Annotated in this window: 19 protein-coding genes; 10 read left to right on the plus strand and 9 right to left on the minus strand. The window is 67.8% G+C overall.

Annotated elements, in window-relative coordinates:
* Positions 1–32: 32 nt before the first annotated feature.
* Positions 33–1,694, minus strand: a complete 1,662-nt coding sequence (locus ASF88_RS12540) for an AbgT family transporter (protein WP_200935276.1) — start codon at positions 1,692–1,694, stop codon at positions 33–35.
* Positions 1,695–1,949: 255 nt separating this feature from the next.
* Between ASF88_RS12540 and ASF88_RS12545 the strand changes: the two genes are divergently transcribed.
* Positions 1,950–3,518 carry an SLC13 family permease gene (locus ASF88_RS12545; protein ID WP_055918822.1) on the plus strand — a complete coding sequence of 523 codons (1,569 nt, stop codon included), beginning with the start codon at positions 1,950–1,952 and terminating at the stop codon, positions 3,516–3,518.
* Here the strand turns inward: ASF88_RS12545 and ASF88_RS12550 are convergent.
* From ASF88_RS12550 to ASF88_RS12570, 5 genes are all read right to left on the minus strand, one after another.
* A complete protein-coding gene (locus ASF88_RS12550; protein WP_055918825.1) occupies positions 3,485–4,504 on the minus strand; it encodes a hypothetical protein in 1,020 nt (339 codons plus the stop codon). The two genes, ASF88_RS12545 and ASF88_RS12550, sit on opposite strands and share 34 nt — an antisense overlap.
* Positions 4,501–5,655, minus strand: a complete 1,155-nt coding sequence (locus ASF88_RS12555; RefSeq protein ID WP_055918828.1) for a sensor histidine kinase — start codon at positions 5,653–5,655, stop codon at positions 4,501–4,503. Before ASF88_RS12555 ends, ASF88_RS12550 begins: the two co-directional genes overlap by 4 nt.
* Positions 5,652–6,344, minus strand: coding sequence for a response regulator transcription factor (locus ASF88_RS12560; protein ID WP_055918831.1), 693 nt, complete (start codon positions 6,342–6,344; stop codon positions 5,652–5,654). The genes ASF88_RS12555 and ASF88_RS12560 overlap by 4 nt, the downstream gene beginning before the upstream one ends.
* 544 nt (positions 6,345–6,888) lie before the next feature.
* Positions 6,889–7,464, minus strand: coding sequence for a M15 family metallopeptidase (locus tag ASF88_RS12565; protein ID WP_055918834.1), 576 nt, complete (start codon positions 7,462–7,464; stop codon positions 6,889–6,891).
* Positions 7,461–8,051: an amidase domain-containing protein gene (locus ASF88_RS12570; protein ID WP_235493432.1), complete on the minus strand. Its 591-nt coding sequence runs from the start codon at positions 8,049–8,051 to the stop codon at positions 7,461–7,463. The genes ASF88_RS12565 and ASF88_RS12570 overlap by 4 nt, the downstream gene beginning before the upstream one ends.
* Before the next feature lie 137 nt (positions 8,052–8,188).
* Here ASF88_RS12570 and ASF88_RS12575 point away from each other — a divergent pair, with 137 nt between their 5' ends.
* The 3 genes from ASF88_RS12575 to ASF88_RS12585 all read left to right on the plus strand — a co-directional run bounded on the left by ASF88_RS12575 (position 8,189) and on the right by ASF88_RS12585 (position 10,427).
* On the plus strand, positions 8,189–8,884 hold the full coding sequence (locus ASF88_RS12575; RefSeq protein WP_055918837.1) for a response regulator transcription factor: 696 nt from the start codon (positions 8,189–8,191) through the stop codon (positions 8,882–8,884).
* Positions 8,859–9,977: a sensor histidine kinase gene (locus ASF88_RS12580; protein ID WP_327063244.1), complete on the plus strand. Its 1,119-nt coding sequence runs from the start codon at positions 8,859–8,861 to the stop codon at positions 9,975–9,977. The genes ASF88_RS12575 and ASF88_RS12580 overlap by 26 nt, the downstream gene beginning before the upstream one ends.
* 117 nt (positions 9,978–10,094) lie before the next feature.
* Positions 10,095–10,427, plus strand: coding sequence for a hypothetical protein (locus tag ASF88_RS12585; protein ID WP_235493433.1), 333 nt, complete (start codon positions 10,095–10,097; stop codon positions 10,425–10,427).
* Positions 10,428–10,431: 4 nt separating this feature from the next.
* Here ASF88_RS12585 and ASF88_RS12590 read toward each other — a convergent pair whose 3' ends face one another.
* Positions 10,432–10,725: a hypothetical protein gene (locus tag ASF88_RS12590; protein WP_055918841.1), complete on the minus strand. Its 294-nt coding sequence runs from the start codon at positions 10,723–10,725 to the stop codon at positions 10,432–10,434.
* 25 nt (positions 10,726–10,750) lie between these two features.
* Complete coding sequence (locus tag ASF88_RS12595; RefSeq protein WP_055918844.1) at positions 10,751–11,071, minus strand: hypothetical protein; 321 nt, start codon at positions 11,069–11,071, stop codon at positions 10,751–10,753.
* A gap of 169 nt (positions 11,072–11,240) precedes the next feature.
* On the opposite strand from ASF88_RS12595, the gene ASF88_RS12600 reads away from it, so the two are divergent.
* Positions 11,241–11,618 carry an SHOCT domain-containing protein gene (locus tag ASF88_RS12600; protein WP_055918847.1) on the plus strand — a complete coding sequence of 126 codons (378 nt, stop codon included), beginning with the start codon at positions 11,241–11,243 and terminating at the stop codon, positions 11,616–11,618.
* Between the two features lie 90 nt (positions 11,619–11,708).
* Here the strand turns inward: ASF88_RS12600 and ASF88_RS12605 are convergent, their stop codons facing one another.
* Positions 11,709–12,389, minus strand: a complete 681-nt coding sequence (locus tag ASF88_RS12605) for a TetR/AcrR family transcriptional regulator (protein ID WP_235493434.1) — start codon at positions 12,387–12,389, stop codon at positions 11,709–11,711.
* A 108-nt stretch (positions 12,390–12,497) separates the two neighbouring features.
* Here ASF88_RS12605 and ASF88_RS12610 point away from each other — a divergent pair, with 108 nt between their 5' ends.
* The 5 genes from ASF88_RS12610 (at position 12,498) to ASF88_RS12630 (ending at position 19,360) form a co-directional block, all read left to right on the plus strand.
* Entirely contained in the window at positions 12,498–14,198 is a 1,701-nt protein-coding gene (locus tag ASF88_RS12610; protein WP_055918853.1) for an amidohydrolase, read from the plus strand.
* A 72-nt stretch (positions 14,199–14,270) separates the two neighbouring features.
* Positions 14,271–15,920, plus strand: a complete 1,650-nt coding sequence (locus ASF88_RS12615) for an ABC transporter substrate-binding protein (protein WP_055918856.1) — start codon at positions 14,271–14,273, stop codon at positions 15,918–15,920.
* Positions 15,910–16,875, plus strand: coding sequence for an ABC transporter permease (locus tag ASF88_RS12620; RefSeq protein WP_200935277.1), 966 nt, complete (start codon positions 15,910–15,912; stop codon positions 16,873–16,875). Before ASF88_RS12615 ends, ASF88_RS12620 begins: the two co-directional genes overlap by 11 nt.
* Positions 16,872–17,738, plus strand: a complete 867-nt coding sequence (locus tag ASF88_RS12625) for an ABC transporter permease (protein ID WP_055918862.1) — start codon at positions 16,872–16,874, stop codon at positions 17,736–17,738. The genes ASF88_RS12620 and ASF88_RS12625 overlap by 4 nt, the downstream gene beginning before the upstream one ends.
* On the plus strand, positions 17,735–19,360 hold the full coding sequence (locus tag ASF88_RS12630) for a dipeptide ABC transporter ATP-binding protein (protein ID WP_055918865.1): 1,626 nt from the start codon (positions 17,735–17,737) through the stop codon (positions 19,358–19,360). Before ASF88_RS12625 ends, ASF88_RS12630 begins: the two co-directional genes overlap by 4 nt.
* Positions 19,361–19,395 lie beyond the last annotated feature (35 nt).

Consider the following 19,395-nt stretch of genomic DNA (forward strand, 5'->3'; position numbering starts at 1 on the left):
GCGGGGCGACGATTGCCTCTGCGATGAGGGGCCTAGCCGCCGGTTTGCACCGGAGAGCCAGGGCCCCACGGGATCCCCAGTAGGAACCAGGCGATGAACAGTAGCGTCCAGCTCACCAGGATCGCGACCGTGTACGGAATCATCAGCGCGATAACGGTGCCGATACCGGCGTCCTTCTTATACCGCTGCGCGACGGTGACCATGAACGGCAAGTACACCATCAGTGGGGTCAGCACATTGATGGGTGAGTCGCCGACACGATAGGCGGCCAGCAGCGTCTGCGGAGCCACATGGAGCGAGGCGAAGATCGGGATGAACACGGGTGCGAAGATCACCCACTTGGGCACCAGGCCAGGGAGGATGAAGTCCAGAATCACGATCACAAGAATGAACGCGACCAGCAGAACGATGGCCGGCACGCTCGCCGATTTCAGAAACTCAGCTGCCGAGATCGCGGCGACCGTCGGCAGGTTCGACCAGTTGAAGAGGGCGATGAACTGCGCGATCATCAGGAACATCAAGAGCAGTCCGCCGAGGCTCCCGAAGGTCTTCGCGATCGCGGCGACGGCGGCGTTCCCGCCGACGAGCGTCTTTGCCCCCGCTCCGTAGGCGACACCGCAGACCAGGAATGCGAGCGTGATGATGAAGACGAGGCTGGCCATGAATGGCGTGGTGCCGATGATCGCGCCTGTCTCCGGGTCGCGCAGCGGTGCGCCCGGGGGTGCAGTGAGCAGCGCGATGACCGCGATGAAGCCGATCAGCGCCCAGAAGGAGAACTTGAGTCCTCGCGCCTCCGCCCTCTCGTCGACCTTCTCGTCTGCGCCATCGCCCGCCGTGTAGTCCGCCGGGTTGAATGGGCCGAGTCGTTTCTGGGTGATGAAGACCGTCACGAGCAGGACCACCACCGCCATCAGAATCGACGAGGCTACGGAGAAGTAATAGTTCTGGGTGACCTCGAGCGTTTTCATCCCTGCTGCCGAGAGCACCTCATTGGTGATCTCGGTGAGCATACTGTCACTCGGAGTTATCAGCAGGTTCACCCCGAACACGGCTCCGACGGCAGCGAATGCCGCTGCAAGCCCCGCGAGTGGATGTCGGCCGACGGTGAAGAACGCGGCGGCTGCGAGCGGCACCAGGATGAGGTAGCCGGCGTCCGTGGCCACCGACGAGAGCACGCCGACCAAGACGAGAATGAACGCCAGCCACCGCTTGGGAGCGACCTTCACGGTTCGGCGGATGAGCGCCCCCATGAGTCCTGCGTGTTCGGCGACGCCGACACCGGCCATGGCGATCAGGACGACGGCGACGACCCCGAAGCCGGCGAAGTTGTCGACGAACGAGGAGAAGAAGAAACGGATACCTTCGATGGAGATCAGGTTCTGCACTTCGACGGTTCGCGTCTCGACCGTGTAGTCGGGCACATTCGCCGGCTGGCCCGTCGTGGTGTCGAAGATCTGCCACGTGCCGCCGAACTGTTCGTTGACCTGCGCGAACTGATCGTGCGGAAGCGGGGTGACGACCTCGTCGGTGACGGACACTCCCACCCAGGACAGGATCGCGGAGAGCACCGCGATGAGGGCGATCAGGTAGAGGAACATGATCGTCGGATTCGGCACCTTGTTGCCGGCCTTCTCGATCCAGTTCAGAAGGCCCTTGCTCGGGGCTTTCGTCAGCGCGGCCGCGTCGCTGCTCACGATGCACACGCCGGTCGCCGGACCAACTGCACGGACTGCAGACGACTTCGGTGCAAAGCCACGGATGACGCCCTTTCAGTACGGTGCACGGGATCGCCGATCCCGGTGAAGCTCATGGACCGTGAGCTTCTGGGTTGGGTGGGGCGAGGATATCCGCCACCGATTCCATGATTCCGATTCGCGAGTCCGTCCTGCAAGATAACCCCCCAGACATAGGGGTGTGACGCGGGGGTGAGCCGCCCTAGTGTCAGGGCAATGGATCCGATCGTCACCACCCTCGTCATCCTTTTCGTCGCAGTGGTGGCCTTCGTCTCGAACCGGATTCCCCTCGGCGCTGTCGCGATCGGCGTCTCGCTCGCGCTCTATCTGACCGGCGTCTTGGACCTCGCGCAGGCGCTGGCCGGGTTCGGTGACCCGACGGTGCTGTTCATCGCCTCGCTGTTCGTGGTGAGCGAAGCACTCGAATCGACGGGCATCGTGGCCTGGGCGGGGCAGCAGGTGATCAGTCGTGCCGGCGTACGACGCGCGCCGCTACTCCTGACGATCGGTGTCCTCGTCGCGGTGGTGACCGCGGTGATCAGTGTGAACGGCTCCGTCGCCGCCCTCCTGCCCCTCGTGGTCGTCGTGGCGGCACGAGCGAAGATCGCCCCCTCCCAGATGCTCATCCCCCTCGCGTTCTCGGCGCACGCGGGATCCATGCTCGCCCTCACCGGCACGCCGGTGAACATCATCGTGTCCGAACTCTCCGCCGACTCGGGCGGACGGCAGTTCGGCTTCTTCGAATTCGCACTGGCCGGTCTGCCGTTGCTGGTCGGCACGCTGGCGATCATCGTCCTGTTCGGATCGCGCCTCTTGCCGCACCGCACAGCCGCCTCGGCGCCGATCGACGTGGAACAGCTCGCCGCGACACTCCGGGCAGATTATGAGGTCGCATCCGATCGCGCGATGATGACTGCAGGACGGGGGATCGCCGAAGTCGTCGTGCCGCCGCGGTCCCGCTTGATCGGACTGCATGTGTTTGCCGGAATGTGCACCCCGAGCGGAGACCTGATGATCCTCGGCGTGAACCGCGCGGGGGAGCCGCTCGCCGAAAGAGGCACTGTCCTGCGGGCGGGCGACGCGCTGTTGCTCGATGGGACCTGGGACGACCTCCACAAACACACCAGCGGCAGCGGCGAGGTGCTTGTCGTCGACGATCCCGCCGCGCTCCGCCGCGCTCTGCCGCTCGGCGCCGGGGCCAAGCGCGCCGCCGTGATCCTGTTCGTGATGATCGTGCTCCTCGCGACGGGGATCGTCCCCGCCGCCGTCGCAGGGATGCTGGCCGCCGTGGCGCTCGTGCTCACCAAGGTGGTCTCCGTCGCGCGCGCATACCGATCAATCTCGTGGACGACGGTCATCCTGGTTGCGGGGATGATCCCGATGGCCACGGCGTTCCAGACGACCGGTGCGGCGACGGCGATCGCGGATGCGTTGAGCTCGCTGCTCGGTGACGCCGGTCCATACGCTGCTCTGGCGGTCATCGTGCTGATCACTCTGGTTCTCGGGCAGCTGATCAGCAACACGGCGACGGTGCTGATCGTCGCGCCGGTCGCCGTCGCCCTGGCCGACGCCACACATCAATCCGTGCTGCCGTTCCTGATGGGTCTCACCATCGCGGGTGCCGCAGCGTTCCTCACCCCTGTCGCGACGCCGGCGAACCTGATGGTGATGGAGCCGGGAGCCTATCGGTTCGGCGACTACGCCAGACTCGGCTTGCCGATGATGGCGCTGTACTTCCTGGTGGCGGTGTTCTACGTGCCGCTGATCTGGCCGTTCGCAGGCTGACCTTCCGCGTCGAGGAGCACCCGCACCGCGGGACCTCCCGCCGGACGCATGAGCACAGAGACGACACCGCTTCGTCGTGCGTGGATGGTGATGTCGACCGCCTGTGCCACCAGTTGGGCGAGGGCCTCGGCGAGGGTGTCGGAGACAACCGCTCCGGACGGGTCTTCTCCGCCGAGCATCAGGACTCGTGCGCCGCCACGGCGCGCGGTGTCCACGGCATACACCAGCACGGGATGGGCGAGCTCTGCAGCCCGGATGCGGTCCCGAATCCCACCCTCGGCGACAGTGAGCTGCTGGACGAAATCTTCGTCGATCGTTCGACCGGCGGCGAGATCGCTCAGGGATGGCCGGGCGATCCGCAGGATCTCCGCGAGCTCGGCGCGGGATGTGCGTGCCGCGTCTTCCGCGGCACGGGCCTCTGCATCCGCCAGTGCCGCTCGCTCACGAGCGGCATGCTCGCGACGGACCACCGCGGCGAGGACGAAGCGCCAGGTCGCGCCCACGACCGCGCCGCTGACGGCGGGGAGGACCAGCTCGGCGAGATCCACGCCGAGCTGCCTGCTGATCACACCCCGGGCCAGCGCGAACGCGACGACGGCGACGGTTCCGATCGTGCCGATCACGACATTGCCGCGCATGATCAGGAGGGCCGCCAGATACGAGTTCACGTTGAAAAGCCAGATCTCGCTGGCGCTGCGGTCTGCGACCTCGAGGAACGGGAGCAGGGACATCGCCCCCACGAGCAGGCCAGCGAGCACGATCAGCGCGCGCCTCCGTGGCAGCGGCCCGGGCACGTGCCACGTGACCAGCACCGCTCCGGCGAGGGGCAGCAGGAAGCCGACGACCCCGATCGCACCCCCCGAGTCGCGGAGCAAGCCAGCGAGTATGGCTTGCACGACGCCCGTCACCCAGACCACGATCAGCGCGACCCTGGCGCCCGTGGTTGCGAGTCCGGCGCTGGCCGTCCTCGCCGGCGCGGCGCTCACGAGAGCCACTCCAGCGCGACCCGTGTGCCAGATGCATCAGAGTGGATCGTCGCAGACCCACCAGGCAGATCCCGCATGCGCCCGAGAATGCTGCCCCTCACGCCCAGCCGTTCCGCCGGCACCGCATCGACATCGAAGCCGGAGCCGTCGTCGGTGACGACCAGGCGCAGCACTTTGGCTCCGATCACTCCCGTGACCCGTCGAGTCGTCGCTCCATCGGCGTGCAGAACCGAGTTGCGCAGCGCCTCCGCCATCGCTCGACCCGCCTCGGAAACCACGACCATGGGGAGGCGCCCGGTCACGGCGTCGATGCGGACGTCAGCCGGCTGAATCCACCGCGACGCGATCGTGACGAGCCGCTCGCGGGCGTCGCGCACGTCCTCCTCGGCGCCGTCTTCGGGGTCCGCGATGGCAGCAGCACCAAGCACACGCAACGCGACCTCTGCAGCCTCTCGCAACTCTGTGATCGGCTTCCCTGGCAGACGAGTAGCCGCGACCAGAGTCGAGAGAACATCGTCGTGCACCAGGTGGGAGAGTTCGTCCCGTCGCTTGGCTCGCGCCTGAGACAGTGCCCGGCGCTCGACGCTGCGACGGCCTTCCCGCTCGATCCGTTCGCGGTCGCGAAGCCGAGACCGGATTCCGACCAGGATCGCGACGAAGGCTGCATTGCCGAGGTGGATCGGGGTCTGCAGCAGCACCTCGTGCGGCACGCGCCCGAGGAAGAGGAGACCGGAGAGCGCCGGAGCAAGCGTGCTGAGCACGACATATCCGATGGTGACCGGCAACGGCGTGATCAGCGCCACGAAGCACATCATGATCGGCTCCAGCGCCCAGATCCACGGCCGCAGCACGTCGGGATGCCCACCGTTGTATCCGAGGAACACCGTCGCCTGGGCAAGGATCGTGGCGACGACGGCCGAGACACCGAGGGCGTACACGACACGCAGAGGAAACACGCGGCCCCCCACCGCGATCGCTGCGATGAGACCGACGGCCGCGAACGCGAGCGCCGACCACCACAGCGCGAACTCGTCCGTCGTTCGCAGGACGCGATCGCCGGCGGCGAGCGTCAGCACCAGCCCGCCGAGCGCAAGCACCCACCCGAGCAGGCGCTCGATCGCCCACGGGTCGGCGGGCTGCAGACGGTTCACTGAGAGTCGACCAAACCGTCCTCGACGGCGCGGCGGAACAGGTCGACCTTGGTAGGCGCGGACCGGTCCACGGCTAGATACTTCTTGCGAATGTTGCTGATGTGTTCTGTCACGGTGTCGCGGGACAGATACAGCATCTCTGCCACATGATCCGCCGTGGCCCCTGACGCGTACAACGCCAAGACCTCGGACTCGCGAGGAGTGAGCCTGGCATCGGCGAGGCGCTGGTCGCCCTCCAGTGCCGCCGCCCACTCGGGGCCGGCCACCACCTCGCCCCGCCCCGCGGACCGAACAGCGTCGACGATCGCACTGATCTGCTCCGTCTTACGGATCATCCCCACCGCCCCCGCTCGCGCGGCATCGCGGACCAGCTCAGGACGATCACCCGAGGTGTACGCCAGTACGCGCGCGCCGCCCGCTGCTAACAGCCGTGTGTTCGCGAAGGGATTCGAGTCATCGCTCAGCGAGAGGTCGAGCAGCACGACGTCGGGGAGCTCTCGTAGCGTCAGCACCTGACGGATGCTGTTGGCCGCCGCGACAACGCGCAAGTCTGACTGGGCGTTCACGATCGCGATCGTGCCGAGCATCATGGCGGGATGATCCTCCACGATTCCAACCCGAATGGTCATCGTTGCAAACTCGCCGTCTGTGTCGTTCGTCCCGCGTGTGAGGTCAGCATAGCCGCTCATATACAAGTTATTTTAGATACGGATGGTTACCGACATCTATTGGACACCGTAGACCGCGGCTCACACTCTCCGGCGTCGGCGGGGTATCGATGTGCCGGCTCTCTCGCCGGCATCCTGAGCTGTGCTACGTCGGATGACGGCACCCGTAGTGATCCGGTCGTGTGGTCCGACGGTTCGACGCGCTGGTTGTTAGAAAGGGCTCAGGCCTCCGTCGGCAAGGCCGACGTGAACAAGTGAAATGTACCGTTCGGCGCCCGAGCACATGGCCGACGCCAGCACATGGCTCTCCATACTCGCTCCGGAGATTGCTCAAACTTCGCCCTCTACTTCGGCTGACAACGCGGAGCCGTCGGTCGCAGGAGAATCGTCACAAGCCGGCATGGCCGGAGCCCTTTCGGCCGGTACGCGCGACGTGATATCTGCTGCTATCGACGTGAGAACGTGGGTGATGTCGACCGTCCGTGTGGGCGGAAGGTCAACAGATCCGGGGTCGACGGTGGATTCTGTCATGCGTGTTCGTCCCTTTGAAAGAGTGGCGCGATCGTCAGCCGCGACCGTCGGCGGCCATTGGTGGGCAGGTGCCGCCTGGGGTGGTGCGCATCTCGAAATGCCAGATTTCGTTCGCGTACACCTGGCATATGCCCCAGCGTGAGCCGAAACGATTCAGGAAGTCCATCGCGTCGGCCGTTGCGACGTCCACCGCGTGTCCGGTGACGTGGGCGGAGTCGGTGCTTCGTCTCACCCACTTCGAGGCTTCCTCTTCGCTACCGTACTTCTGGACGGCCTGCTCGAAGAGGAAATCCTGGTAGCGCGCCGATCGCCAACCGTCAGTAATCGTGATCGTTATGCCGCGCTCATCCTTCGCCGCGCTGTCAGCGGATCGGAGGGCCGAAAGCAGCGCCGGGTCCAGCTTGGTGACGGCGGGCTTGTCGCTGGTCAGAGGGAGGGAGTCCCCTGCGGGGATATAGCCGTCGGCGCCCGTCAGTCCGGCTGTGCTCGTCGCGGTTCGGACCGTCTCGACAAACTGGGATGCAGCGGCACAGCCCGTCAGGGAGACGGTGAGCGCGAGCCCAGCGAGGGTGGCGATGACTCGGCTCGCGGTGTTGGGTTTGCGGATCATTTGGTCAGCTCCCAGAAGTGGCCGACAGCGCCGGGATGATCGACTGTGATCGTGGTGTCGAGGTCTCGGAGATTGGTGTCCACGTTGTGACCGACCATTTTGACCTTGATCGTGGAGCCGACCTTTTCGACGGCCGAGACGATCTGGACGTGGTCGAGGGAGTCGTTGTCGTCCCAGTCGAACATCACGATGTCGCCGACCTGGACTTTGTCGCGCTGTTTCAGCGGGTAGCGAGTGATGCCGAGCCGGGCGGCGTTGGCTTCGAGATAGTCCTCCATGGCGGGGACGTAACCCCATGCCGGGCTCCAGCTGGCGCCCGCATTGTGGTTGTACCACTGGGCATTCATCTTCCAGCCGCGGGCGACAAGTGTCTGGCTGACGAAATTGGCGCAGTCGCCGCCGACGGGGTTGAGGTCACCGTATTCGGCGGTGTTGTAGTCCTTCCAATGCACCTGTGCATACGCGAGCTGTTTGCCCGTGTTGACATCAGCCGCCTGCGTGGTGCCGGTCACGGGCATGACATGCGCGGCCGACGTCGAGGCCGAGCAGCCGGTCATCATGACGAGAAAGAGGGCGGCGACGGCCATAGGGCCGGCTGCTTTGCGCACCCCTTTCGGTAGGTTCAGTGTTCGAGTCATGATGCCAGCTAATCCGGCCGGGTGTTGTGGGCCCGTATGAGGTTTTTGAAATGCCGACGATATGAGCGGGCTTCTACGATCAAGTTATGCGAGTGTTGATCGTCGAGGATGAACCGTACATGGCAGAGGCCATTCGGAGCGGATTGCGGCTAGAAGCGATTGCAGCCGATATCGCCGGTGACGGCAACGCCGCATTGGAGTTGTTGAGAATCAACGATTACGATCTGGCCGTTTTGGATCGTGACATACCCGCGCCGTCCGGGGACGAGATCGCGCAGCGAATCGTCGCATCCGGCAGTGGCATGCCGATCCTGATGCTGACCGCCGCGGATCGACTCGATGACAAGGCCTCAGGGTTCGAGCTGGGGGCTGACGACTACCTCACGAAGCCTTTCGAACTGCGGGAGCTCGTGCTCAGACTGAGGGCGCTTCATCGCCGCCGCGCCAATAGTAGACCCCCGGTTCTCGAGATCGCCGGCCTGCGGCTGGATCCGTTTCGTCGTGAGGTCTACCGAGACGGTCGCTATGTCGCGTTGACCCGCAAGCAATTCGCTGTTCTCGAGGTGCTTGTCGGCGCCGAGGGTGGCGTGATCAGCGCTGAGGCTTTGCTTGAACGGGCGTGGGATGAGAATGCGGATCCATTTACGAACGCCGTTCGCATCACCGTTTCGGCGCTCCGGAAACGGCTTGGTCAACCTTGGCTGATTTCGACGGTGCCCGGGGTGGGCTACCGCATTGACGTTGGGACGAATCCAGATGATGAAGAGCCCGATCCCACATAGGAGGCCCGGGCTGAGCGTCCGCCTCAAACTCACCCTCAGTTACGCCGGGTTCCTCATGGTGGCCGGCGCACTGCTGTTCGCGGTCGTGTGGTTGTTCCTGCTGCGCTACGTACCCGCTGGTACGTTCCCCGTCGCCGGTGGATTCGTCCCCAACCGCGAGGACCTCGTGCGCGCGTTCGCCCCAGCAGCAGGGTTGGCGCTGATGTTCCTCTTGATCTTCGGGGTCGTGGGTGGCTGGTTCCTCGCGGGCCGCATGCTCCGGCCCATGACGCTCATCACTGAAGCAACTCACCAGGCCGCTAACGGCTCCCTCTCGTACCGAATCGAGATGGAGGGCCGAAACGATGAGTTCCGCGAACTCGCCGACAGCTTCGACGCGATGCTCGCCCGGCTCGAGGCCCAGGTCGCCGAACAGCGAAGGTTCGCAGCCAACGCCTCGCATGAACTTCGCACGCCGCTGGCGATCATGCAAACTCTGCTCGAGGTCGCAGCGACTGATCCGGATCGCGCCGGCGACGAACTCATCGCCAAGCTCGGCGTCGTCAACTCCCGCGCCATCGCTCTCATCGAAGCGCTGCTCCTGCTCAGCCGCAGCGAACGCCAGGACCTCTCTCCAGAATGTGTCGACCTGTCCCTGCTCGCCGAAGAGGCCACCGAAACGCTCCTTCCGCTTGCGGAGCAGCGTGGCGTCACCATCGAGACATCAGGTGATTTCGCGCCGACCTCCGGCTCGCACACGCTTCTCCTGCAGATGACGACCAACCTCGTTCACAACGCGATCGTACATAATCTGCCTGAGCACGGCACCGTGCTGGTCAACACCGCCTTCGGTCCAGGAAGCGTCCACCTCACCGTAGAGAACACGGGTGACGAGCTCGCAGCGCAATTGGTCTCGACCCTCACGGAACCATTCCAGCGTGGCGCCGAACGCATACGCACGCATCAGTCTGGTGTGGGTCTCGGGCTGGCAATCGTCAAGAGCATCGTCCGCGCCCATAACGGAACCCTCACGCTTTCACCCTTGGCCGGTGGGGGGCTCCGTGTCACGGTGCAATTGGACACGTGGCGCCCAACGGTCAGTACGACCTGCTGAAGCCCAGGCGGAGCTCGAGGGATTGTGCCTCGCCGGGCGCCGCTTCCGCTATGCCCGATATTGTCCCCCGGCGGGCGCGGATCGACGTCTTGCCGCGCACGGAGCCGCAGGTGCATCATGCGGCCACAGGGCCCCCGTTCGGGCGGCATCGACGACGTGCGGGGGCCGATCATGGCAGAAGGGCTGGGAACCTTCGTAGCCGTGTTCCTCTTTCCCGATGAGGCGAGCGAGAGCTTCAGCAAGCGGCTTCCGGTCATCGGCGCGGGGCCTCCCGCAGTGATCCGGGCCGCTGCGGCGTTCGAGGGGGCTGCGGCGATGGACGTCTACCGCCTCGTCGATGCCAGTGCGTGGCCCGGGGCGGCCGCCTATCTCTACGCCGAGACGGTTCCGCGGACACTCGCCGACGGCGACGGCGACCTGGTCCAGCAGATCTCGACGCCGGACGACTGAGCGCCTACCGCGGCGTGTACTCGTAGACGACAGCCGACCAGTGGTTGTCGATCTCGTCCCACGCGCCGTCGTCCATGTAGGCGAGCCGGAACTGCAGGTTCAGGATCGGCCCGAGCACGTCGAGCACCTCGGGGCGGAACGGGGTCTCCGGAGCCAGTCCCAGGCCGAAGCTGTGGATGATGCTGTCGTCGGCGGCGCGCAGCCAGACACCCCAACCGCGCTCGACGGGCATCGCGACGACGCGGAAGACATGAGCCGGGTCGTAGTCGGACGGGAGGGCGTCGGGAAGGTCGGCCATTCCTCCAAACTACAGCGCACCACCGCTAGCCAGGGGAGTGCGCCGTCGCCTCCGGATCGCGTTCACGGGCGTGCCGCACGTCGGCGACCACGGCGCAGGCCGTTGCACCGACTGCGGCGACCACGACCACGACGGCGTCGACCACGCGCACCGGGCTGAGCGCGGCGCCGCTGGTGGTCGCCAAGGCCACCAGCGCGATCACCGCGACCGCACCGCCGAACCTCGCGAGCTCCCGCATCCGACCTCCGGCCCCGCTCAGCGAGCGCTCCGCGCACGCGCGACCGACGCGGGAGCCGGTGCCCGGGAGGCCGGCGCCGGGGAGGATGGCCGACCCTTCCCGTGACACCGGCTCGTCCAGTGAAGCTCAGCCCCCATCGCGAACCTCCCCTCGAGGCACAGGATGCATGAGCCCGACGTCGTTGGGGAGAGGTCAAATTCGGGTGTAGCCACAGCATCGCCGCGTGCGTTACATTCCCGTCGCCGGCAGTGGGCCGGCCATGACGGGGAGGATCATCATGAACAGTTTCTGGAGCGTCGTCTGGTGGTTCTTCTGGTGCTTCGCTTTCATCGCGTACCTGTTCGCGCTGTTCGCGATCATCGGCGACCTGTTCCGCGACCGCAAGCTCAACGGGTGGTGGAAGGCCGTGTGGATCATCTTCCTGATCTTCGTGCCGTTCCTGACCGCGCTGGTCTACCTCATCGCGCGCGGGCGCGGCATGGCCGAGCGGAGCGTGAAGGAGGCCGCGGACACGCAGGCGGTGGTCGACGCGCACATCCGTGAGGTCGCGACGTCGAGCCCGGCCGACGAGATCGCCAAAGCCCAGCAGCTGCTCGCCTCCGGCACGATCACGCAACAGGAGTTCGACCACCTGAAGGCGCGCGCGCTCAGCTAGGGCGCACAGTCGCAGACGTCGGGTGCCGCAGCCTCCAACCCCTGCGCCGCGGCACCCGTACTCGGTGCGTGCGGCGTCAGGGGGCGTCCTTCAGGCGGTCGCGGCCCGCTCGGCGGAGTCGAGGATGGCGTCGACGCCCATGCGGTAGATGTCCTCGTCGCGGAGGTCGCGCAGCTCGGCGGCGACCGAGGCGATGTGGGAGTGGGTGAGCGGGTCGACCAGGAGCGGGCCCTCGAACCAGGCGTTGGTCGCCCGGGTGTCGCCGTCGCCTTCGCCGCTGGTGGTGGTGCGGCCGCGCGCGATGCCGGCGGCCTCCGAGAGCACGTACGACGCGAGGAGCGCATAGTGGCGTACCAGGTCGGAGCCGCTGAGGCCGGCCTCTGAGAACGCGGCCAGGATGAACTCGATCGTCGCGAGCTCGGCCGGGCCGTTCGTGGTGAGCACCGTGGCCTCCAGCGCGATCGCCGGGTAGAGCACGAAGGTGTCGAGCGTCGCGTGTGAAAGCGCGCGCAGCCGCTCCCGCCAGTCGCCATCGACCTCCGCGATCTGCGCGAGCGCGATGGCCTGCACCTCGTCGAGCAGCGCGCGCATCAGGTCGTCCTTGCCGCGGAAGTGGCGGTAGACGGCGGTCGGGTCGACGCCGAGCGCGCTGCCGAGCGCACGGATCGAGATCGCGGAGGTGCGCGGGCTCGACGCGATCTCGAGCCCCGCCTTCACGATCGTCGCGCGATCGAGGCGCTTCGAGTGGTCGTGCGTCATCGCTTCAGTCACGGCATCCACCTTAGCGGGTGCCAACAGTCATGTCAGCACTGTTGACATAGGTGTTGAATCTCTTCTAGCATCGGCTCGATCCACTCGACGACGAAGGGAATCGGCACGATGGCCGACGCAGCAGTGAACCGGGCAGACGGCCTGGCGGACGTGATCCTGACCGGAGGCCAGATCTTCACAGGGGCGGGGCAGCCGGTGACCGCACACGCCGTGCTGATCGCGGACGGGCGGATCCTCGGCCTCGTGCCGCAGCGGTCGGTGGAGGCCCACCGCGGCCCGGCGACCGAGGTGATCGACCTCGAGGGCGCGCTCGTGAGCCCGGGCTTCCAGGACGCCCACATCCACCCGGTGGGCGGAGGCGTCGAGCTGCTGCAGTGCTCGCTGGCCGAGTCGGCCGACGCCGCCGAGACGCTGGAGCGCGTGGCCGCCTACGCGGCCGCCAACCCCGAGAGCTGGATCCTCGGCGGCGGCTGGTCGATGGACCACTTCCCGGGCGGCGCCCCCACGCGCGGCCTGCTCGACGCCGTGGTCGGCGACCGCCCGGTGCTCGTCGCCAGCCGCGACCACCACAGCGTGTGGGCGAGCACGGCGGCGATCCGGCTCGCCGGGCTCGACGCGAGCACGCCCGACCCGGTCGACGGGCGGATCGAACGGGAGGCCGACGGCTTCCCTGCCGGAACGTTCCACGAGGGCGCCGGAGACCTGTTCGACGGCGTCAAGCCGGAGATCGACGACGAGCTCGCCTACGCCGGCCTGCTCCGGGCGCAGTCCGAGCTGCTCGCACTCGGCATCACCGGCTGGCAGGACGCGATGATCGGCACGGTCGCCACGATGCCCCCGAACCTCCCCGCCTACCGCCGCGCACTGGAGGAGGACACCCTCATCGCGCACGTGCGCGGGGCGCAGTGGTGGGTGCGCGACGCCGGCGCCGAGCAGATCGTCGGGATGGTCGAGCGCCGCGCCGAGTTCGCGCGGCTCGGTGACGACCGTCTCGATCTCGGCACGGTCAAGATCATGGTCGACGGGGTCGCCGAGAACTTCACCGCGGCGATGAAGTCGCCCTATCTCGACGCGCACGGCCACGAGACGGACAACGCGGGCCTGTCGTTCATCGACCCCGACCTCCTCACCGGTTATGTCACCGAGCTCGACCTGCTCGGCTTCCAGGTGCACTTCCACGCGCTCGGCGACCGCGCCGTGCAGGAGGCGCTCGACGCCGTGGAGGCCGCCCGCGCAGCCAACGGACCGAGTGACGGCCGCCACCACCTGGCGCACCTCCAGGTCGTGTCGGAGGAGGACGCCCTGCGCTTCCCCGAGCTCGACGCGATCGCCAACCTCCAGGCGCTCTGGGCCTGCCACGAGACGCAGCTCGACGAGCTGACCCTGCCGTTCCTCCACGACGACCTGGAGGCCCGGCAGTACCCGTTCGGCGACCTCGACCGGGCCGGCGCCCGGCTGGCCGCCGGCAGCGACTGGCCGGTGTCGAGCGCAGACCCGCTCGCCGCCATCCACATCGCCGTCAACCGGGTTTCCCCGGGTTCGGCCGACGCACCGCTCGGTGGAGCGCAGCAGCGGCTCGACCTCGCGACCGCGTTCGCCGCCTACACCTCCGGCTCGGCCTACGTGAACCACCGCGACCACGACACCGGGACCATCGCCCCCGGCTATCGCGCCGACCTCGTCGTGATCGAACCCAACCCGTTCGCCGTCCCGGCCGACCGCATCCACGAGAGCACCGTCGTCTCGACCTGGGTCGGGGGCGTGCCGGTGTACGTGCGCGACGCCGACGCCGTTCCGGCGACCGCCTGACCACTCCACCGCTGACCACCCAGCGCCGACCACCCCCCAACCCGCAGCGCACCACACAGGAGGATTCACGAAATGCCTCGACACCGCACCCGACGCCGTCTCGTCCTCACGACGGCGGTCGTCCTCGCCTCCGTGCTCGCGCTCGCCGCGTGCTCTCCGGCCGGCTCCGGCTCCACGTCGACGGGATCGCACCCGTCGTACCAGCTGACCGCGCAGACTCCCGCGCCCTCCGGCGACATCGACTCGTTCACCTGGGTCTCGTACTCCGAGCCCTATTCGCTCGACTACGCGTACGCGTTCGACTACTCCGACAACCAGGTGCTGTCGAACGTCTGCGAGTCGATGCTTCGGCTGAACCCCGATTACACGATCACGCCGGGGCTCGCCGAGTCGTACTCCAACCCGACCCCGACGACCTGGGTCTACGAGATGCGACCGGGCGTCACGTTCCACGACGGCACTCCGATGACGGCGGCCGACGCCGTCGCCTCCATGCGCCGCCACCTCGACCCCGCGGTCGGCTCGTCGTGGTACTCCGTCTACCAGAACGTCGCATCCATCGACCAGACCGGGCCGATGGAGGTCACGGTCACCCTGACCAAGCCAGACTCGCAGTTCAACCTCGGTATCAGCGGCGCCGCCGGCGTCGTCGAGTCCGCGGCCACGCTCGCTTCGAAGGGCAAGAACTACGGCAACTCGACCGGGCTGGTCAACTGCACGGGACCGTTCGCGCTGACCTCCTGGAAGTCGGGCGAGTCGGTGACCCTGACCCGGTACGACAAGTACTGGGACCCGAAGCTGAAGGCCAAGGCCGGCACGGTCAAGATCCTGTTCATGACCGACCCGAACGCCCGTGTGAACGCTCTGACCTCCGGCCAGGTCGACGGCGGCTGGATGGTTCCCTCCGAGGCGTTCGCCAAGCTCAGCTCCTCCGACGCCGGAAAGCTCTACTTCGGTCTCAACACAGCGGTCGGCAGCCTGATCGTCGGCAACCTCAAGGGCGTGCTCGGCGACCTGAACGTGCGCAAGGCGCTGCTGATGGCGATGGACAGGCAGGGGATCGTGGATGCCGCCCTCAAGGGCTACGGCTCGGTCACGAACGCGCTCACCACCGAGTCGGTGTGGGGCCAGGCGTCCGACGCCACGAAGAAGGCGGCGTTCAGCGGCCTGAACCCCTACACATACGACGTCGCCGCCGCGAAGAAGCTCGTCGAGAAGGCCGGCGCCACCGGCAAGACGATCACCATCCGCACGGCGCCGATGGGAGCCGACTTCAGCGTCGTCGCGCAGGCCACGGCCGCCGCAGCGCAGTCGATCGGGCTCAAGGCCACGATCCAGACGATGACGCCCGACTCGTACACGACCCTGTTCTCCGACCCGACGGCACGCAAGGGCGTCGACCTGTTCTACACCTCCTGGTACCTCTCGACGCCCGACCCGTTGGAGATGTACGGCGTGCTTCACACCGGCCAGTTCAGCAACTACGGCGACTGGTCCGACCCGAGCTTCGACGCCCTGGTCGACCAGGCGGTCGCGGTCGCCGACCCGAAGGCACGCGCCGAGAAGTCGGCCGAGCTGCAGAAGATTGCAAACCAGCAGCTGCCGTGGCTCCCGCTCTACCAAGGGCCGATGACCGTGTTCGTCGGCAAGAAGGTCACCGGTGTCGCGCCGTCCGTCGCATTCCTCTACTACCCGTGGGCGGCCACGATTGGTGCGCGGTAACGCGGCGGCGCGGCGGGTCGCGGGCAAGCTCGGCTCGCTCCTGCTGACGTTGTTCCTCGCCTCGCTCCTGGTCTTCTTCTCCCGGTTCCTCGTTCCGGGGAACCCGCTGAGCTTCCTCCTCCGGGGGCGCAAGCCGTCCCCGGAGGCGGTGGCCCAGGTCACCGCGGAGTTCGGTCTCAACCTCCCACCGTGGCAGCAGTACCTGAACTGGCTCGGAGGGATGCTGCACGGCGACTTCGGCCGGTCGCTGCAGTACCGCCAGTCGGTGGCCACGGTGATCGGGGACCGGCTCCCGGTGACCCTCGGGCTCGTCGTCATGGCGGGGTTGATGATCACCGTCGTCGGCCTGATCGCCGGAACGGTCGCCGCGCTCAACCGCGGCAAGATCGCCGACCGGGCGACCCTGACCCTGCTGACCGTGCTGGGAGCCATCCCGTCGTTCGTCGGGTCGATCGTCCTGATCTCGCTCTTCGCCGTGCAGCTGGGCTGGTTCCCGGCCTTCGGCTCGGGCAGCGGGTTCTTCGACATGGCCTACCACTTGGTGCTCCCGTCGATCGCGCTGGCGATCGTCTTCGTGGTCCTGATCGGAAAGGTGACCCGCATGTCGATGGTCGAGCAGCTCGGCCGCGAGCACGTGGAGGTCGCGACCAGCCGCGGGCTCGGGCGCGCGACGGTCGTGCGCCGGCACGTGTTCCGCAACGCGATCGGACCGATCCTGACGGTGAGCGGCATGCTCGTCGCGGGACTGCTCGTGGCGACCTCCATCGTGGAGTCGGCGTTCGGCATCTCCGGGATGGGGTCGCTGCTCGTGCAGTCGGTCGACCGGCTCGACTTCCCGGTCGTCCAGGCGATCGTGCTGCTGGTGGTCACGGCGTTCATCGTGGTGAACGCGATCGTCGACCTCCTGGAGCCGCTCATCGACCCGCGGGCGGCGGCGGGGGAGGCCGGCCGATGAGCGCCCCGACCCCCACCCTCGCGCTGAAGGTGATGCGCTCGACGGTCCGAAGGCCTGCCCGAATCGGCTTCACGGTGGCCATCGTCGTGCTCGCGGTGATCGCCCTCGCGGCCGTGTTCGCGCCCTTCATCGCGCCCTACGACCCCGACCACGTCGACTTCTCGGCCGTGTACGCGAGCCCGAGCCCCGCGCACTGGCTGGGGGCCGACGCCCTCGGCCGCGACACCCTGAGCCGGATGATCTTCGGCGCGCGCACGGCACTGCTCGGCCCGTTGCTGGTGGTCGTCGCCTCCACGCTGCTGGGTATCGTGCTCGGGCTCGTCGCGGGCTGGCGGGGAGGCTGGCTCGACGCCACGCTGGCGCGCGTCTTCGACGTGCTGTTCGCCTTCCCTTCGCTGCTCATTGCGATCATGGCGGTGGCGCTGTTCGGCAAGGGACTGGTGGCCCCGGTGATCGCGATGAGCATCGCGTACTCGCCCTTCGTGGCCCGCCTCACGCGCCAGCTCGTGGCGACGGAGCGCTCCCGGCCCTACGTCTCGGCGTACCGGGTGCAGGGCTTCGCTGGGTCGTGGATCGCCGTGCGCCGGGTGCTCCCGAACGTCGCGCCGACCGTGGGCGCCCAGTCCACGCTGAACTTCGGCTACGTGCTCGCCGAGCTCGCCGGCCTCTCGTTCCTCGGACTCGGCGTGCAGGCCCCGGTCGCCGACTGGGGCGCGATGATCAACGAGGCCCAGGCCGGGATCGCGGGCGGCTACTTCCTGCCCGCGATCGTGCCCGCCGTCGCGGTGGTGATCGTGGTCGTCGCCGTGAACGTGATCGGCGAGGAGCTCTCTGACCGCATCGGTGGAAGGACGCCCGTATGACCTTGCTGGACATCTCGGGGCTGACCCTCGACCTCCCGGCGCCCAAGCACAGCACCGGCCGTCGACTGCTGCACGGCATCGACCTCGCGGTGGCCGACGGCGAGACCGTCGGGCTGGTGGGCGAGTCCGGATCGGGCAAGTCGCTGACCGCACGCACGGTGCTCGGCCTGCTGCCCGACCGGGCCGCGACCTCCGGCTCGGTGCTGCTCGACGGCACGGACGTGCTCACCGCGAGCCGCGCGGAGCTGAAGCGGCTGCGGCTCTCGACGGCCGCGATGATCTTCCAGGACCCGCGCGCGGGCATCAACCCGATGCGCACGATCGGCGATCACCTCACCGAAGCGTTGCGTCTCGGCGAGCGGCGACCGGCCGCGGAGGCCCGGGCACGCGCTGTCGAGCTGCTGGCGGCTGTGCACCTTCCGCACCCCGAGGAGCACCTGCGGCAGTACCCGCACGAGTTCTCGGGCGGGATGCTCCAGCGCGTGATGATCGCCGGCGCCCTCGCCGGGTCGCCGAAGCTGCTGGTGTGCGACGAGCCGACGACCGCGCTCGACGTCACGACGCAGGCGCAGATCCTCGATGTGCTGGCCGAACAGCGGCAGGAGCGCGCGATGGGGATGCTCTTCATCACCCACGATCTGACGCTGGCCGCTGCGTTCTGCGACCGCGTCTACGTGATGCGGGAGGGGAAGGTCATCGAAAAGGGCACGGCCTCCCGCGTACTGCGGCAGCCGGAGAACCCGTACACGCAGCGGCTGGTGGCGGCGACGCCGACCATCGAGGTCACCGGCGACGAGCCGCGATCGCACGTCGTCGACGGCGTCGTGCGGCCTCCCGTGCTCGACGTGCACGACCTCGCGAAGACCTACCAGCTCCGCGGCCGCGGACCGCTGCGGGCCGTCGCCGGCGCGACCATCGCGATCCCGGCGGGGGAGGCGCTCGGCGTCGTCGGGGAGTCGGGATCGGGCAAGTCGACCCTCGCCCGCATGATCGTCGGCCTCGAGCAGCCGGACTCCGGCACGGTGTCGATCGACGGCCAAGCGCAGACCGGGAAGCCGCGCACGCGCGCCGACCGCCTCCGGCACGCGCGCCGCATCCAGATGGTGTTCCAGGACCCGTACCTCTCGCTCGACCCGCGCATGAGCGTGGGCCGCGCGGTGGAGGACGCGCTGCGCCTCCACCACCCCGGCCTCGGCGCGGCCGACGCCCGCTCGCAGGTGCTCACCCTGCTCGGCCAGGTCGGGCTTGTGGAGGCGCACGCGCAGGCGCTTCCGCGCACGCTCTCCGGAGGTCAGCGGCAGCGCGTCGCGATCGCCCGGGCGCTCGCGATCGAGCCCGCCGTGCTCGTCATGGACGAGGCGACGAGCGCGCTCGACGTGTCGGTGCAGGCGCAGGTGCTGGAGGTCGTATCCGACATCCGGCGCGATCGCGGCCTGACCGTGCTGTTCATCAGCCACAACCTCGGCGTCGTGCGCACGGTCTGCGAGCGGACCGTCGTCATGCGCTCCGGCGAGATCGTCGAGAGCGGCCGCACGGTCGACCTGCTCTCGAACCCGCAGCACGCGTACACGCGGCTGCTGCTCGACTCGGTGCCGCGCGCGGAGCCCGACCGGGTCGCCTGAGCGCAGGCGTCCGCACCTCCCTTCTTCTCTCGACC

This window comes from Leifsonia sp. Leaf336, from assembly GCF_001423695.1.
In the GTDB taxonomy this organism is placed as follows: Bacteria; Actinomycetota; Actinomycetes; order Actinomycetales; family Microbacteriaceae; genus Leifsonia.

Bases quoted from the DNA above. Each gene is read 5' to 3' on its own strand.
- ASF88_RS12545 (WP_055918822.1), top strand. From the start codon at position 1,950: ATGGATCCGATCGTCACCACCCTCGTCATCCTTTTCGTCGCAGTGGTG.
- ASF88_RS12560 (WP_055918831.1), bottom strand. From the start codon at position 6,344: ATGAGCGGCTATGCTGACCTCACACGCGGGACGAACGACACAGACGGC.
- ASF88_RS12565 (WP_055918834.1), bottom strand. From the start codon at position 7,464: ATGATCCGCAAACCCAACACCGCGAGCCGAGTCATCGCCACCCTCGCT.
- ASF88_RS12570 (WP_235493432.1), bottom strand. From the start codon at position 8,051: ATGGCCGTCGCCGCCCTCTTTCTCGTCATGATGACCGGCTGCTCGGCC.
- ASF88_RS12575 (WP_055918837.1), top strand. From the start codon at position 8,189: ATGCGAGTGTTGATCGTCGAGGATGAACCGTACATGGCAGAGGCCATT.
- ASF88_RS12580 (WP_327063244.1), top strand. From the start codon at position 8,859: ATGATGAAGAGCCCGATCCCACATAGGAGGCCCGGGCTGAGCGTCCGC.
- ASF88_RS12585 (WP_235493433.1), top strand. From the start codon at position 10,095: ATGCGGCCACAGGGCCCCCGTTCGGGCGGCATCGACGACGTGCGGGGG.
- ASF88_RS12590 (WP_055918841.1), bottom strand. From the start codon at position 10,725: ATGGCCGACCTTCCCGACGCCCTCCCGTCCGACTACGACCCGGCTCAT.
- ASF88_RS12600 (WP_055918847.1), top strand. From the start codon at position 11,241: ATGAACAGTTTCTGGAGCGTCGTCTGGTGGTTCTTCTGGTGCTTCGCT.
- ASF88_RS12610 (WP_055918853.1), top strand. From the start codon at position 12,498: ATGGCCGACGCAGCAGTGAACCGGGCAGACGGCCTGGCGGACGTGATC.
- ASF88_RS12615 (WP_055918856.1), top strand. From the start codon at position 14,271: ATGCCTCGACACCGCACCCGACGCCGTCTCGTCCTCACGACGGCGGTC.
- ASF88_RS12625 (WP_055918862.1), top strand. From the start codon at position 16,872: ATGAGCGCCCCGACCCCCACCCTCGCGCTGAAGGTGATGCGCTCGACG.
- ASF88_RS12630 (WP_055918865.1), top strand. From the start codon at position 17,735: ATGACCTTGCTGGACATCTCGGGGCTGACCCTCGACCTCCCGGCGCCC.